The following is a 14,370-nucleotide window of genomic DNA, read 5'->3' as shown; positions in this document are numbered from 1 at the left end:
GTGTTTCGTTGAGGGGCTGAGCACTACTGGACTGCCCGGACGTTACCCACCGGTATGGCTGGTTCGGTAGGGGGGCCGGGCCAGATGTTCCGTGCGTCACACGACGTTATGGTCTGAACCGCACAGTACGCCACGCTCTTCTTGACTCGGAAGTAACCGCAGGTCCGCCGCCCGGGCACCCCGCCCTGGTCCGCCGCGCCCCCGCCGTCCTAAGGTGACCGGCATGCGAGGTTTCCGGGTCCATGTGGTCAGTGACGTGCACGGCAACGCCGAAGACCTGGCCCGCGCGGGCGACGGCGCCGACGCCTTGATCTGCCTGGGTGACCTGGTCCTCTTCCTCGACTACGCGAACCACGCGCGCGGCATCTTCCCCGATCTGTTCGGCGCCGAGAACGCCACCCGCCTCGTGGAGCTGCGCACCGCCCGCCGCTTCGAGGAGGCCCGCGCCTTCGGCGCCTCGCTGTGGGCGGGCCTCGACCGCGGCCCGGCCGTGGAGCAGGCGGTCCGCAAGCAGTACGCCGAGCTGTTCGCCGCCTTCCCCACCCCTACGTACGCCACCTACGGCAATGTCGACATGCCGCAGCTCTGGCGCGAATACGCCGGTCCCGGCACGACCGTCCTCGACGGCGAGCGCGTGGAGATCGGCGGCCGCGTCTTCGGCTTCGTCGGCGGCGGCCTCAAGACCCCGATGCGCACGCCCTACGAGATCAGCGACGAGGAGTACGCCGCCAAGATCGAGGCCGTCGGCGAGGTCGACGTGCTGTGCACCCACATCCCGCCGGAGGTGCCCGACCTCGTGTACGACACGGTGGCGCGCCGCTTCGAGCGCGGCAGCCGCGCGCTGCTCGACGCGATCCGGCGCACCCGGCCGAGGTACGCGCTCTTCGGCCATGTGCACCAGCCGCTCGTCAGCCGGATGCGGGTCGGGTCGACGGAGTGCGTGAACGTCGGGCACTTCGCGGGGTCCGGGCGGCCCTGGGCGATGGAGTGGACTGGGTGACCGTCGCAGGTCGCGTGCGCGGTAGCCTTCAGCGGGCAGGCACAAGCGCCCGCACCGGACCGCATCTGGAGGAGCCACCGCGATGGCGGAATACACCAGCTCGAGCATCACGATCGAGGCGGCACCGGCCGACGTCATGGACGTGATCGCCGACTTCGCCCGCTATCCGGAGTGGACCGGCGAGGTCAAGGAGGCGCAGGTCCTTCAGACCGACGACGCCGGCCGCGCCGAGCAGGTCCGGCTCGTCATGGACGCCGGGGCGATCAAGGACGACCAGACCCTCGCGTACACCTGGGGCGGTGAGCACGAGGTCTCCTGGACCCTCGTCAAGTCCCAGATGCTGCGCTCCCTGGACGGCTCCTACCTCCTGAAGTCCACGGGCACCGGCACCGAGGTCACCTACCAACTGACCGTCGACGTCAAGATCCCCATGCTCGGCATGATCAAGCGCAAGGCGGAGAAGGTCATCATCGACCGCGCCCTGGCGGGCTTGAAGAAGCGCGTGGAGACCAAGCCGCAGCAGTAGTTTCCCGCTGCGCACGGCCGGGCCGCCCGGCGGGCGGAAGGGGCACCCCCTGCTCGAACGAGTCGAGAGCCTGGGGAAGGGTGGGCACAGCCCCGGTCCGACGGTCACCGTAAAGTGCGACCGTATGCGCACCCTCCTCCTCACCGGCCCCGGCGGAGCCGGCCGCACCACCCTCGCGGCCGCCACAGCCCTCACCGCCGCCCGCGAGGGCGCCCGCACCCTGCTCCTGTCGGCCGACCGCGCAGACACCCTGGGCGCAGCCCTCGGCACCCCCACGGGCCCCCGCCCGAAGGAGGTCGCCCCGGGCCTGACGGCCGTGCGCCCGAACCCGGACCCCGGCTTCCGCGCGGGCCTCCTCGCCCTCCAGGAGCACGCGGGCGCCGCCCTGGACCTCCTCGGCGCCGACCGCCTCGACGACGAGGAGCTGACCCCGCTCCCGGGCGCGGAGGACCTCGCCCTCCTGGGCGCCCTGCGCGCGGCCCCGGAGTCGTACGACACGGTCGTCGTCGACCTCCCCGCCGCCCCGCGCGCCCTCGCGCTCCTCGCCCTGCCCGCCCAACTGCGCCGCTACCTCCGCCGGTTGCTGCCCCCGGAGCGCCGCGCGGCCCGCGCCCTGCGCCCGATGCTCGGCCGCCTCGCGGGCGTCCCGCTGCCCGCCGGATCGCTCTACGAGGCGGCGGACCGCTGGGACGGGACGCTGGCCGCCGCGCAGGCGGTGATCGAGGCCCCGGGGACCAGCGTCCGCCTGGTCGCCGAGCCGGGCCCGGCCGGCGCCGACGCCGTGGCCCGCACCGCCACCGGCCTCGCCCTGCACGGCCTGACCCTCGACGCCCTCCTCGCCAACCGCGTCCTGCCCGCACCCCAGGACCCCGGCGCGGCCTCCTGGCTCGCCGCCCTCCACGCCCAGCAGCACAAGACGCTCGGCGAGTGGACGCACACGTACCGCACCCACGAGATCCCCCACCTCGGCCAGGACCCCCGCGGCACCGACGACCTCTCCGCCCTCGGCGCACCCGCCCCCGGCCCGGCCCCGGACCCCGTCGACTGGCCCGTCACCGACGCGCTCGCCACGGACGAACTGCTGCTCTGGTCCATCCCGCTGCCCGGCGCCGTACGCGAGGACCTGGACCTGGTCCGGCGCGGCGACGAACTCGTCGTCACCGTGGGACCGTTCCGGCGGATCGTTCCGCTGCCCTCCGCGCTGCGCCGCTGCACCGTCACCGGCGCCGCCCTGCGCGCCGCCACCCTGCGGATCCGCTTCGCGCCGGACCCGGACCTGTGGCCCCGGACCCGGTGAACGGCCTGCCGCCATTCGGGTAACGTCGAGAGTACGAATTCGTCGGCCCTGCGCAGGAGTCAGCCCGTCATGAGCGATGCCATCGAGCGCGACGCGTCCGAGCCGGAGCGCCCCGAGCCCGCCCCCGCCGACGCCGACGCGTGGTCCACGGCCTGCGCCGAGGACCTCGCGGCGGAGAAGGCCCGCCGCCGCGCCCAGTACGGGCCGCCGCCCGGCTCCGCCGCCGAGGAGCTGCGCAAGCTCGTCGACGCCGTCTCCGACAAGCTCTCGGGGCTGCAGTCGCCGCTGCTCGGCGCGGTCGCCCAGGGCGCCGTGCAGGAGACGGTGCAGCAGGTCGTCCGGCAGGCGAAGGCCGCCGTGGAGCCGGTCATCGAGCGCAACCCCGACGTCTTCGACCACCTCGCGGCGGCCGGCGCCGAGCTGCTCGCCGCCTACCGCAGCGCGGTCACCGGTCAGGAGGCCCGCTGGACGCGCGATGACACCGCCACCGGCGCCCCGGACGGTTCGGATCGCCGCGACGAGGGCCCCGGACCTGGGGAACACATCGATCTGGACTGACCCCCCTCGGGTACGGTGGGCCGTAGCGGGGCTCGATCGAACTGAGGGATTCATGGGACTCACCATCGGCGTCGACATCGGCGGCACGAAGATCGCGGCCGGAGTGGTCGACGAGGACGGTCACATCCTGTCGACGTTCAAGGTGCCCACCCCCGGCACCTCCGAGGCCATCGTCGACGCGATCGCCTCCGCCGTCGAGGGCGCCCGGGCCGGGCACGAGATCGTCGGGGTCGGCATCGGCGCCGCCGGATACGTCAACCGGCAGCGCTCCACGGTCTACTTCGCACCGAACATCGACTGGCGCCAGGAACCGCTGAAGGACGAGGTCGAGCGGCGCGTCGGCCTGCCGGTCGTCGTCGAGAACGACGCGAACGCGGCGGCCTGGGGGGAGTACAAGTTCGGCGGCGGCAAGGGCCACCGCAACGCCATCTGCATCACCCTCGGCACCGGCCTCGGCGGCGGCATCATCATCGGCAACAAGCTGCGCCGCGGCCACTTCGGCGTGGCCGCCGAGTTCGGCCACATCCGGATGGTCCCGGACGGCCTGCTGTGCGGCTGCGGCAGCCAGGGCTGCTGGGAGCAGTACGCGTCGGGGCGCGCCCTCGTGCGGTACGCCAAGCAGCGCGCCAACGCCACCCCGGAGAACGCCGAGTACCTGCTCTCGCTGGGCGACGGCACCCCCGACGGCATCGAGGGCAAGCACATCTCCATGGCCGCCCGTCAGGGCGACCTGGTCGCCGTCGACTCCTACCGCGAGCTGGCCCGCTGGGTCGGCGCCGGACTCGCCGACCTGGCCTCGCTGTTCGACCCGTCGGCCTTCATCGTCGGCGGCGGTCTCTCGGACGAGGGCGAGCTGGTGCTCGACCCGATCCGCAAGTCCTTCAAGCGGTGGCTCGTCGGGGCGCAGTGGCGTCCGCAGGCGGAAGTCATCGCCGCGCGGCTGGGCAATTCGGCCGGGATGGTCGGCGCGGCCGACCTGGCTCGGGAACCTGACCCCATTATGTGAGCCCCGGTGGGGGTGCCGCCGAGCGCGTTCCGCGCGCGTCGGCGATCTCCCTCAAGCTCTCAACGAGCAGGAGGACCCCCACAACGGGCCGAATCGTCGCCGGGCGAGCTGGAAGGCTCCAGTTCGCCCGGCATTCGCGTATCTTGATCGCCATGTCGACCAGCCCGACACCCGCGCTGCCCAACTCCCGTACCGAACCGGACGGTTCGGCCGTCGTCCGGGTGCTCAGCTACAACATCCGCTCGATGCGCGACGACGTCGACGCGCTCGCCCGCGTCATCAGCGCGTGCGCGCCCGACCTCGTCCTGATCCAGGAGGCGCCCCGGTTCTTCCGGTGGCGCAAGAAGCTGGCGCGGCTCGCCCGCGCCACCGACCTGGTGATGCTGTCCGGCGGCGGGAGTGCCGCCGGGCCCGCGCTGCTGTGCTCGCTGCGGGCCACCGTCGAGCGCACCGAGGACGTGTTGCTCCCGCTGACGCCCGGCCTGCACCGGCGCGGCTTCGCGACCGCGGTCGTGCGCTTCGGCGGCGCCCGCCTCGGCGTGCTGAGCTGCCACTTGAGCCTGCAGAGCCAGGAGCGGTACGAGCAGAGCGGGATGCTGCTCGACCAGCTCGCCGGCATGGGCGTGCCGCACGCCGTCGCGGGCGGCGACCTCAACGACCGCCCCGACGGCCGCTCCTTCCGCAGACTCGCCGACGGCCTCCGCGACTGCTGGGCCACCGCACCCTGGGGCGGCGAACAGACCTCGACCCCGACCGACCCGCACCAACGCATCGACGGCATCTTCGCCACGGAGGGCATCGAGATCCTGGGCTGCGGAGTCCCGCTGGGCCACGCGGGCGTAACGGACGACGACCTCCGCACGGCCACGGACCACTTGCCGGTCCTGGCGGCACTACGGGTGCCACCCGTCAGCCCGTCGTGAGGGTCCCCCCTGCTCCTTGAGAGCTTGAGGACGAGCGCGCAGCGCGATTGACGGACCACCGGCCGGTCCTGGCGGTGCTACGGGGGCCACATGTCAGCCTGTCCGGCGCTTGAGGACGAGCGCGCGGCGCGATCGACGGCGCCCCCGGCCCAGGGCAACACGACGCCCCGGGCCACCAACACCTAGACCACGGCCCCCCGGCCAGGATCCTCGTCCTCGTCGTCGTCGGACTTCATCCGCATCACCAACGTGGCGAACCCGCCCAGGAACCCGCCGATGCCGATCGTCGTCAGCCACCACGTCATCTGCCACCCGAGCAGCACCGCGAGCAACAGCAGCAGCGGGCCGCCGATGACGGCGAGCCAGGCGAACTTGGCGGTGACCTCAGCGTCCGGCAGCGGCGGCGGCTCGGGCGGCACGAAGTGGCCCTCGTCGTCCGCGTCGAAGTCGTCCTCGGACGCCTCGGCGGCGCTGTAGTCCCGCGGGCCCCCGCCGCCCACTCCGGGCGCGAAGGAGACGGAGCTGCCGAGCGCCTTGCCCGGCCCGTCGGCACCCTTGTCGGAGCCGCCGTCCTTGCCGCCGCTCCCGGCACCGTCCGCACCGTCCGTGTCGACGCCGCCCGCGGGCCCGTTGGTCTCCGGCTCCAGGAGCGCCAGATCCTCCACCGACTTGAAGGGCTTGGCGCCGGGCGGGTCCGCGGGCTCCTCGCCGTACCCGGCGACGATGTCGCGCCAGGCGGCATCCTCGTCCAGGGGAACCGCCTGCTCCTGCGGCTCGCGGCTGTCGTCCTCGCGGCTCTCCTCCGCGTCATGCTGCTCAGCCACCGGTGGCCGTCCCTTCCTTGCCTGCGCTGGGGGCGAGCCGGCCGATGAACGTGAAGCTCTCCTCGAAGATCCGGTCCGCGTCGTGGTCCAACGTCGCGACGTGGTAGCTCTGTTCCAGCAGGATCTCCGTGACGTCCGTGGACGACACCCGGCTGAGCACCCGGGCGGAGTCGGCGGGCGGCACGACGTGGTCCTGCGGGCTGTGCAGCAGCAGCAACGGCTGGGTGACCTGCGGCAGCTCCGCGTCGACCTGACGGAAGAACTGGCGCAGCGAGTGCGCGGCGTGCAGCGGCACCCGGTCGTACCCGATCTCCTCCGCACCCGGCTTGGCGATGTCGCTCGCGATGCCCTTGGTCGTCGGCACCAGGAAGCGGACCACCGGCAGGGCGTGCGCGGCCAGGCCGTGCACCTTGTTCCCCGGGTTGACGACGACCACGCCGCGCACCGCGTCGCCGTGCCGCGCCGCGAGCCGCAGCGCGAGCGCGCCGCCCATGGACAGGCCGAACACGAACACCTCCGCGCACCGCTCCGTCAGCGTGCGCAGCTCGCGGTCCACTTCCGCGTACCAGTCCTGCCAGCCCGTGACCTGCATGTCCTGCCACCGTGTGCCGTGGCCGGGCAGCAGCGGCAGCGAGACCGTCAGGCCGCGCGCCGCCAGGTACTCCGCCCAGGGGCGCAGCGACTGCGGGGATCCGGTGAAGCCGTGACACAGCAGGACGCCGACCTCGCCGCCCTCGTGGCGGTACGGCTCGGCTCCGGGGAGGACCGGCACCTTCGGTCTCCTTCTCGAGAGAGCGGGGGGTACTTCACCGTACGCGACCGGACTGACACCGACCAGGTCCTTCGCCCATACCGGACGCCGTCGGCACCGACTCCGGCCGGGGCGGTCGGCCCCGCTCCGGAAGGAGCGCGGGCCCCACTCGGGTTATGGTCTGATCCACAGACACAGGAGGCACTCGGTTTGATCTACGGCGCAATGAAGCTGTCCATCGGAGGGCCCCTGAAGCTCGCCTTCAGGCCCTGGGTGGAAGGCCTCGAGAACATTCCCGCCGAGGGCCCCGCCATCCTGGCAAGCAACCACCTGTCCTTCTCGGACTCCTTCTTCCTGCCCGCGGTCCTCGACCGCAAGGTCACCTTCATCGCCAAGGCCGAGTACTTCACGACGCCCGGGATCAAGGGCCGGATGACGGCCGCCTTCTTCAAGGGCGTCGGCCAGCTCCCGGTGGACCGCTCCGGCGCGCGCGGCGCGGGCGAGGCGGCCATCAAGAGCGGCATCGACGTCTTGGAGAGCGGCGAACTCTTCGGCATCTACCCGGAGGGCACCCGCTCGCCCGACGGCCGCCTCTACCGAGGCAAGCCCGGCGGCCTCGCCCGGGTGGCCCTGGCCACCGGCGCGCCCGTGATCCCCGTCGCGATGATCGACACCGAGAAGATCCAGCCGCCGGGCAAGGTGATGCCGAAGCTGATGCGGCCCGGCATCCGCATCGGCAAGCCCCTGGACTTCAGCCGCTACCAGGGCATGGAGCACGATCGTTTCGTCCTGCGGGCCGTGACCGACGAGGTCATGTACGAGATCATGAAGCTCTCCGGCCAGGAGTACGTCGACATCTACGCGACCGCCGCGAAGCGTCAGCTCAGCGAGGCGGCGAAGGCGGAGAAGGAAGCCGCGAAGGAAGCCGCCAAGGAGGCGGCGAAGGACGCGGCCAAGGGGACCGCCAAGGGCGCCCCGGCCAAGGACGTCGCCCGGACCGGCGGGGAACGGTCCGGCCGCTGACTGCGTCCGGTGCAAGAGGGGGGACGTGGCAGGCGTCCCAGGGGGCCGTCTTCAATGCGATGAACACCGCGACCATCGATTGAGGGACCCCGACGGCGAGCAACCGGCTCCGCGAGAGCGGCGCCGGTCCAGGCGCAAAGGGGGGGCATTGGCACGGCGCGAAAAGGTCATGAGGATGTCGGTCGAGCAGCCGCTGTGGCGTGCTCTGACCGCCTACCGCGTGCTGACCATGCTGTACGCCATCGGCCTCTTCGTCGCCGCGTACGAGACGTTCTCCCGCCCCTGGCTCGCCATCGGCTACTACGCCGTGCTCGCCGCCTGGACCCTAGCCACCGTCCCCAAGGTCTCCGGCGCCGCGAGCTGCACCAAGCGCTTCCTCGCCGTCGACCTCGCGGTCGCGCTCACCGGCATCCTGCTCACGCCCGTCGCGGTCGAGCACTGGCGGGTCGTCGACGGCGGGCCGACGCTGCCGTCCATATGGACGGCCGGTTCCGTGCTCGCCTTCGCGATCAAGGGCGGCTGGCGGTGGGCGGCCTTCGCCTCGATGCTCGTGGGCGTCGCGAACGTCGTGCAGCGCGGCGCGTTCAGCCGCGACACCCTCCACAACGTCCTGCTCGTCTGCATCGCCTCCATCGCCATCGGCTACGTCGTGGAGGTCGCCCGCGCCTCGGAGCGCACCCTCGCCCGCGCCCTGGAGATCGAGGCCGCGACCCGCGAGCGCGAGCGGCTCGCCCGCGACATCCACGACAGCGTGCTCCAGGTCCTGGCCATGGTGCAGCGCCGCGGCACCGCCATCGGCGGCGAGGCGGCCGAGCTCGGCCGGATGGCGGGCGAACAGGAGGTCGCCCTGCGCACCCTGGTCGCCGGCGGCCTGATCCCCATCTCGTACGCCTCGGAGGACGCCTCCCAGGGCGCCGTCGTCCGGCTCGTCGAGGAACCAGACGAAGCCGCGGAACCCGGCGCGGACGGTGCCGGGGCAACCGACGGGACGCCCCGCGACCTGCGCCTGCTCCTCGCGCCCTTCGCCGGGTCGAAGGTGACCCTGTCGGAGCCCGGCGCCGCGGTGCCGCTCCCGCCGCACGCGGCCCGGGAACTGACCGCCGCGGTCGGCGCCGCCCTGGACAATGTCCGCAAGCACGTCGGCGCGGACGCCCGCGCCTGGATCCTGGTCGAGGACGAGCCCGACGCCGTCATCGTGACGGTGCGCGACGACGGCCCCGGCATCCCGGAGGGGCGGCTCGCCCAGGCCGAGGGGGAGGGGCGGCTCGGTGTCGCGCTGTCCATCCGGGGGCGGCTGCGGGACATCGGGGGCACGGCCGAGCTGATCTCGGTGCCGGGCCAGGGCACGGAAGTGGAACTGAGAGTGCCGCGCGCCGCGCGGGACGTACGGGGGAAGGCGGAGTCGGAGCGATGAGCGGTCAGCAGGAGCAGCACGTGGAGCCCGGGGCGGGTGCGGCGCCGGTCAAGGTCATGGTCGTCGACGACCACCCGATGTGGCGCGACGCCGTCGCGCGGGACCTGGCCGAGTCCGGCTTCGACGTGGTGGCGACCGCGGGCGACGGCGAACAGGCCGTGCGCCGCGCCCAGGCCGCCGCACCCGACGTCCTCGTCCTCGACCTGAACCTGCCGCTGAAGCCCGGCGTGCAGGTCTGCAAGGAACTCGTCGGCGCCAACCCCGCACTGCGCGTCCTCGTCCTGTCGGCCAGCGGCGAGCACGCCGACGTCCTGGAGGCGGTCAAGTCCGGCGCCACCGGGTATCTCCTGAAGTCCGCGTCCACCGCCGAGCTGATCGACGCCGTGGGCCGCACCGCCGTCGGCGACGCCGTGTTCACGCCCGGCCTCGCGGGCCTGGTCCTCGGCGAGTTCCGGCGCCTTGCCTCCGAGCCCGCGCCCGCCACCCCCGACGAGCCGGGGGCGCCGCGCCTCACCGACCGCGAGACCGAGGTCCTGCGCCTGGTCGCCAAAGGCCTCAGCTACAAGCAGATCGCCGAACGCCTGGTCATCTCGCACCGCACGGTGCAGAACCACGTCCAGAACACCCTCGGCAAGCTCCAACTGCACAACAGGGTGGAGCTGGTGCGGTACGCGATCGAACGCGGCCTCGACACCGACGAGTCCACCGGGACCTGACCCGCCGGGTGACCTCCTTCGGGTGAACCGGAGCCCCCCTCTACACCGCAACTCCCGCAGCACGCCCCGGAATTCACGGTTCGCCCCATGCCGAAGTGACGCGGATCACCATTAGCGTGGCCCGCGTCAGCGCAATCGCGGCGAAGGGACATTTCCATGCGGGTCGGAGTTCTGACCGGAGGCGGCGACTGCCCCGGACTCAATGCCGTCATCCGGGGCATCGTCCGCAAGGGCGTGCAGGAGTACGCGTACGACTTCATCGGCTTCCGCGACGGCTGGCGCGGACCGCTCGAAGGCGACACCGTCCAGCTCGACATCCCGGCCGTCCGCGGCATCCTGCCGCGCGGCGGCACCATCCTCGGCTCCTCGCGGACCAACCCCCTCAAGGCCGAGAACGGCATCCGGCGCATCAAGGAGAACCTCGCCAAGTACGAGGTCGAGGCGCTGATCGCGATCGGCGGCGAGGACACCCTCGGGGTCGCGGCCCGCCTCACCGACGAGTACGGCATCAACGTCGTCGGCGTACCGAAGACCATCGACAACGACCTGTCCGCCACGGACTACACCTTCGGCTTCGACACGGCCGTCGGCATCGCCACGGAGGCCATCGACCGCCTCCACACCACCGCCGAGTCGCACATGCGCGTCCTCGTCGTCGAGGTCATGGGCCGCCACGCCGGGTGGATCGCGCTGCACTCCGGGCTCGCGGGCGGCGCCAACGTCATCCTCATCCCCGAGCAGCGCTTCGACGTCGACCAGGTGTGCGCCTGGGTGACCTCGCGCTTCAAGGCCTCGTACGCGCCGATCGTCGTCGTCGCCGAGGGCGCCATGCCCCAGGACGGCGAGATGGTCCTCAAGGACGGCACCCTCGACTCGTTCGGGCACGTGCGGCTCTCCGGCGTGGGCGAGTGGCTGTCCAAGGAGATCGAGAAGCGCACCGGCAAGGAGGCCCGCACCACGGTCCTCGGGCACGTCCAGCGCGGCGGGACGCCGAGCGCCTTCGACCGCTGGCTCGCCACCCGCTTCGGCCTGCACGCCATCGACGCGGTCCGCGACGGCGACTTCGGCAAGATGGTCGCCCTCCAGGGCACGGACATCGTCCGCGTCCCCATCGCCGACGCGACCGCCAAACTCAAGACGGTGGACCCCACCCTCTACAAGGAAGTAAGCGTCTTCTTCGGCTGACCCCGCCGCCGACCGCCCGTCGGGCGGCGGGCGGGCCGAGGGGACCGTATATTCGGCGGCGGCGGGGGCAACGTACGCGAGAGCGGGAGTCGGCGTGGAGATCCTTGCTTTTGGGGTTCAGGCGGATGAGCGGCCGCTCATCGAGAAGGCGTTCGCGGCGCACCACGACGTCCGGTGCCTGGACGTCTTCCTGAACGAGGACACCGCCCCCATCGCCGCCGGGTACGAGATCATCTCGACGAGCGTGAACGCCAGCCTGAACAACCGCGTCCTGCAGACCCTCGCCGCCGGCGGCACCCAGATGATCGCCCAGCGCTCCACCGGCTTCAACAACATCGACCTCCAGGTCGCCGAGCGCCTGGGCCTGACGGTCGCCCGCGTCTCGTACTACTCGCCGTACTCCGTCGCGGAGTTCGCCTGGACCCTGGCGACCGCCGTCAACCGCCGCATCGTCCGCGCCAGCAACCGCACCCGCGACTTCGACTTCCGCCTCGACGGCCTGATGGGCCGGGACCTGCGCGGCCGCACCGCCGGAGTGCTCGGCACCGGCAAGATCGGCGAGGCCTTCACCCGGATCGCGCACGGCTTCGGGATGAATCTCCTCGGCTGGGACGTCGCCGAGAACCCCGAGTGCGTCGCGCTCGGCATGAAGTACGTCGGCAAGGAGCAGCTCTTCGCCGAGTCCGACCTGATCAGCCTGCACGTACCGCTGCTCTCCGCGACCCACCACCTCATCGACGCGAGCGCCCTGCGCGCGATGAAGGACGACGCGATCCTGGTGAACTCCAGCCGCGGCGGCCTCATCGACACCGACGCCCTGGTGAGCGAACTGCGGGCGGGCCGCTTCACCGGTGTCGGCCTCGACGTGTACGAGGCCGAGGCCGGGCTCTTCTTCCTCGACAAGTCCCTGGAGGCCGTCGAGGACGACACCCTGGCCCGCCTCGTCACCTTCCCGAACGTCGTGGTGACCTCCCACCAGGCGTATTACACGGTGGACGCCGTCAACCAGATCGTCGACGCCACGGTCCGGAACGTCCTCGACTATCAGGCGGGCCGTCGCTCCGAGAACGTCCTGGTGCCCGCCGCGCCCCGCAGCTGACCGAGGAGCTCCCGCACCACCTCCGCCCCGCGCAGCGACAGCACCGACTCCGGGTGGAACTGCACCCCGGCGACCCCGGGCCCGCGCAGCGCGTGCACCTCCCCGCTCGCCCGGTCCCGGCTCACCTCGATCCCGTGCGCCGACAGTTCGAGCGCCGCCTCCTCGTCGCAGCGCGCCACGAAGCTGTTGTAGAAGCCGACGGTCTCCGCCCGCCCGAACAGGTCGATCGTCGTCTGCGCCCCCTGGTACGGCACCTCCTTGCGGACGATCTCCAGGCCCAGCTCGGCCGCGATCAGCTCATGGCCCAGGCACACGCCGAGCACCGGGTGCCGGTGGCCGCGGATCAGCTCCGCGGCCAGCGCCCGCAGGAACTGCATCTTCGGGTCGCCGGAGTCGGCCGGATCGCCCGGACCGGGGCCGAGGACGACGGGCCCGGCGTGCGTCAGCGCCGCGTCCGCGAGGCCCGGCTCGTCGTAGCGGCGTACCGACACCTCCAGGCCCGACGAGCGCAGCACATGCGCGAGCATCGCCGTGAACGTGTCCTCGCCGTCGACGACGAGCGCGTGCCCGGACAGCTCCGCCGACGGCTCCTGCATCCGCAGCCAGAACGGGGCGAGCCCGGCCCGCCGCCCGTCCAGGGCCGCCCGCACCCGCGGGTCGTCGGCGAGCGCGGGCCGCGCGCTCTCGTGCCGGGGCCGCGCGGGGCGCACCCCGAGCGCGGCGAGCACCCCGGCCGCCTTCGCGTGCGTCTCGGCGACCTCCCCGGCCGGATCCGAGCCGCGCACCAGCGTCGCGCCGACCGGCACCCGGAGCCCGCCGCGCGCGTCGATGTCGGCGGTGCGGATCAGGATCGGCGAGTCCAACGTCTGCGCACCGCCCGCGTCCCGGCCGATCAGTGCGAGCGCCCCCGCGTAGTAGCCGCGCCCACCGGCCTCGTGCCGCCGGATCACCCGGCACGCGTTCTGCACGGGCGAGCCGGTGACGGTCGCCGCGAACATCGTCTCCCGCAGCACCTCTCGCACGTCCAGCGAGGAGCGGCCCCGCAGCTCGTACTCGGTGTGCGCGAGGTGGGCCATCTCCTTCAGCCGGGGCCCGACGACGACCCCGCCGCGGTCGCCGACGGTGCACATCATCTTCAGCTCCTCGTCGACGACCATCGACAGTTCCTCGGTCTCCTTGCCGTCGGCGAGGAAGCGGAGCAGGTCGTCGGGCGTGGGGCCCTCGGGCGGATAGCGGTACGTCCCGCTGATCGGGTTCATCACGACCGTCCCGCCGGACATCCGCACATGCGCCTCCGGGCTCGCCCCGACCAGCGTGCGCCCGCCCTGCCCGCCGGTGTGCACGACGAACGTCCAGTACGCCCCGCGCTCGCCCACGAGAAGCCTGCGGAACAGGGCCAGCGCGTCGGCCCGCCCGAACCCGGGGATCTCGCCCCGGTACGTGCGCCGGATCACGAAGTTCGCGCCCTCGCCGCCGCCGATCTCCTCGCGCAGCACCCGGCCGACGGTCCGCGCGTACGCCTCGTCGCTCACGTCGAAGGCGCCGTCCGTCACCCGCACCGCGTGGTCGGGCAGCGCCGACAGGGCCTCGGCGAGCGGCACTTCGTAGGTCTCCTCGGGCATGAGCACCGTGAGCGGCGTGCCGTCGTCCGTCACGTCGAAGCCGCGCTCCCTGATCTGCCGGAAGGGGATCAGGGCGAGGCCTTCGGGGATGTCGGCGAGGTGTTCGTACGTCGCCACCGGCCCGAGCAGCACCTCCACCGTGTCGTGGGCACGACCGGGGGTGCGGCGGCGCAGCAGAGCGAAAGGGGTCTGCTCGTGGAGCAGTCGGTTGAAGGTGGTGGTGGGTGACGGGCGGGCAAAGGGGGTCTGCTCGTGGAGCAGTCGGTTGAGGGTGGTGGTGGGTGACGGGCGGGCAAAAGGACGGTCGTCGGTCAGCGGGTTCCGCAGGTCCATGGGGCTGTTCCTTCTCCGTGAGCGGTACGAGAGGAACGGCCGGCCCGGAAGCTTCCCGGAAAGCACCGAAGGCCGCCCCTCGGGCGGCCTTCG

14 protein-coding genes are annotated in these 14,370 nt (G+C 72.6%); 11 read left to right on the top strand and 3 right to left on the bottom strand.

The window, feature by feature from the left end:
• Nucleotides 1-223: 223 nt before the first annotated feature.
• The 6 genes from IE274_RS18410 to IE274_RS18385 all read left to right on the top strand — a co-directional run bounded on the left by IE274_RS18410 (nucleotide 224) and on the right by IE274_RS18385 (nucleotide 5,310).
• On the top strand, nucleotides 224-1,000 hold the full coding sequence (locus IE274_RS18410) for a metallophosphoesterase family protein (protein WP_190116871.1): 777 nt from the start codon (nucleotides 224-226) through the stop codon (nucleotides 998-1,000).
• An 82-nt stretch (nucleotides 1,001-1,082) separates the two neighbouring features.
• Nucleotides 1,083-1,526, top strand: coding sequence for an SRPBCC family protein (locus tag IE274_RS18405; protein WP_190116870.1), 444 nt, complete (start codon nucleotides 1,083-1,085; stop codon nucleotides 1,524-1,526).
• Nucleotides 1,527-1,650: 124 nt separating this feature from the next.
• Entirely contained in the window at nucleotides 1,651-2,823 is a 1,173-nt protein-coding gene (locus IE274_RS18400; RefSeq protein ID WP_190116869.1) for an ArsA family ATPase, read from the top strand.
• Between the two features lie 69 nt (nucleotides 2,824-2,892).
• Nucleotides 2,893-3,381: a DUF5304 domain-containing protein gene (locus IE274_RS18395; protein ID WP_229909628.1), complete on the top strand. Its 489-nt coding sequence runs from the start codon at nucleotides 2,893-2,895 to the stop codon at nucleotides 3,379-3,381.
• A gap of 52 nt (nucleotides 3,382-3,433) precedes the next feature.
• Nucleotides 3,434-4,387 (top strand): ROK family glucokinase, encoded by a 954-nt coding sequence (locus IE274_RS18390; protein WP_190116868.1) that lies wholly within the window; start codon nucleotides 3,434-3,436, stop codon nucleotides 4,385-4,387.
• Between the two features lie 152 nt (nucleotides 4,388-4,539).
• Nucleotides 4,540-5,310, top strand: coding sequence for an endonuclease/exonuclease/phosphatase family protein (locus IE274_RS18385; protein ID WP_190116867.1), 771 nt, complete (start codon nucleotides 4,540-4,542; stop codon nucleotides 5,308-5,310).
• 182 nt (nucleotides 5,311-5,492) lie between these two features.
• Here the strand turns inward: IE274_RS18385 and IE274_RS18380 are convergent, their stop codons facing one another.
• Entirely contained in the window at nucleotides 5,493-6,134 is a 642-nt protein-coding gene (locus IE274_RS18380) for a hypothetical protein (RefSeq protein WP_190116866.1), read from the bottom strand.
• On the bottom strand, nucleotides 6,127-6,906 hold the full coding sequence (locus tag IE274_RS18375; protein WP_190116865.1) for an alpha/beta hydrolase: 780 nt from the start codon (nucleotides 6,904-6,906) through the stop codon (nucleotides 6,127-6,129). The genes IE274_RS18380 and IE274_RS18375 overlap by 8 nt, the downstream gene beginning before the upstream one ends.
• A gap of 204 nt (nucleotides 6,907-7,110) precedes the next feature.
• Between IE274_RS18375 and IE274_RS18370 the strand changes: the two genes are divergently transcribed.
• The 5 genes from IE274_RS18370 (at nucleotide 7,111) to IE274_RS18350 (ending at nucleotide 12,322) form a co-directional block, all read left to right on the top strand.
• A complete protein-coding gene (locus IE274_RS18370) occupies nucleotides 7,111-7,908 on the top strand; it encodes a lysophospholipid acyltransferase family protein (protein WP_190117054.1) in 798 nt (265 codons plus the stop codon).
• A 148-nt stretch (nucleotides 7,909-8,056) separates the two neighbouring features.
• Nucleotides 8,057-9,322: a MacS family sensor histidine kinase gene (gene macS / locus IE274_RS18365; RefSeq protein ID WP_190116864.1), complete on the top strand. Its 1,266-nt coding sequence runs from the start codon at nucleotides 8,057-8,059 to the stop codon at nucleotides 9,320-9,322.
• A complete protein-coding gene (locus IE274_RS18360) occupies nucleotides 9,319-10,038 on the top strand; it encodes a response regulator (RefSeq protein WP_190116863.1) in 720 nt (239 codons plus the stop codon). Before macS ends, IE274_RS18360 begins: the two co-directional genes overlap by 4 nt.
• A 156-nt stretch (nucleotides 10,039-10,194) precedes the next feature.
• A complete protein-coding gene (locus tag IE274_RS18355; protein ID WP_190116862.1) occupies nucleotides 10,195-11,223 on the top strand; it encodes a 6-phosphofructokinase in 1,029 nt (342 codons plus the stop codon).
• A gap of 94 nt (nucleotides 11,224-11,317) precedes the next feature.
• Nucleotides 11,318-12,322 carry a 2-hydroxyacid dehydrogenase gene (locus tag IE274_RS18350; protein WP_190116861.1) on the top strand — a complete coding sequence of 335 codons (1,005 nt, stop codon included), beginning with the start codon at nucleotides 11,318-11,320 and terminating at the stop codon, nucleotides 12,320-12,322.
• On the opposite strand, the gene IE274_RS18345 is transcribed toward IE274_RS18350, so the two are convergent.
• Nucleotides 12,268-14,277 carry an anthranilate synthase family protein gene (locus IE274_RS18345; RefSeq protein ID WP_229909627.1) on the bottom strand — a complete coding sequence of 670 codons (2,010 nt, stop codon included), beginning with the start codon at nucleotides 14,275-14,277 and terminating at the stop codon, nucleotides 12,268-12,270. The genes IE274_RS18350 and IE274_RS18345 overlap by 55 nt on opposite strands.
• Nucleotides 14,278-14,370 lie beyond the last annotated feature (93 nt).

Origin of the sequence: Streptomyces flavofungini, from assembly GCF_014650815.1 — a bacterium.
Lineage (GTDB): Bacteria > Actinomycetota > Actinomycetes > Streptomycetales > Streptomycetaceae > Streptomyces > Streptomyces flavofungini.
Note: the sequence above shows the minus strand (reverse complement) of the source record. Positions and strands in the feature narration are given on the sequence as shown.

Bases quoted from the DNA above. Each gene is read 5' to 3' on its own strand.
- IE274_RS18395 (WP_229909628.1), top strand. From the start codon at position 2,893: ATGAGCGATGCCATCGAGCGCGACGCGTCCGAGCCGGAGCGCCCCGAG.
- IE274_RS18405 (WP_190116870.1), top strand. From the start codon at position 1,083: ATGGCGGAATACACCAGCTCGAGCATCACGATCGAGGCGGCACCGGCC.
- IE274_RS18410 (WP_190116871.1), top strand. From the start codon at position 224: ATGCGAGGTTTCCGGGTCCATGTGGTCAGTGACGTGCACGGCAACGCC.
- IE274_RS18385 (WP_190116867.1), top strand. From the start codon at position 4,540: ATGTCGACCAGCCCGACACCCGCGCTGCCCAACTCCCGTACCGAACCG.
- IE274_RS18345 (WP_229909627.1), bottom strand. From the start codon at position 14,277: ATGGACCTGCGGAACCCGCTGACCGACGACCGTCCTTTTGCCCGCCCG.
- IE274_RS18370 (WP_190117054.1), top strand. From the start codon at position 7,111: ATGAAGCTGTCCATCGGAGGGCCCCTGAAGCTCGCCTTCAGGCCCTGG.
- IE274_RS18360 (WP_190116863.1), top strand. From the start codon at position 9,319: ATGAGCGGTCAGCAGGAGCAGCACGTGGAGCCCGGGGCGGGTGCGGCG.
- IE274_RS18355 (WP_190116862.1), top strand. From the start codon at position 10,195: ATGCGGGTCGGAGTTCTGACCGGAGGCGGCGACTGCCCCGGACTCAAT.
- IE274_RS18400 (WP_190116869.1), top strand. From the start codon at position 1,651: ATGCGCACCCTCCTCCTCACCGGCCCCGGCGGAGCCGGCCGCACCACC.
- IE274_RS18390 (WP_190116868.1), top strand. From the start codon at position 3,434: ATGGGACTCACCATCGGCGTCGACATCGGCGGCACGAAGATCGCGGCC.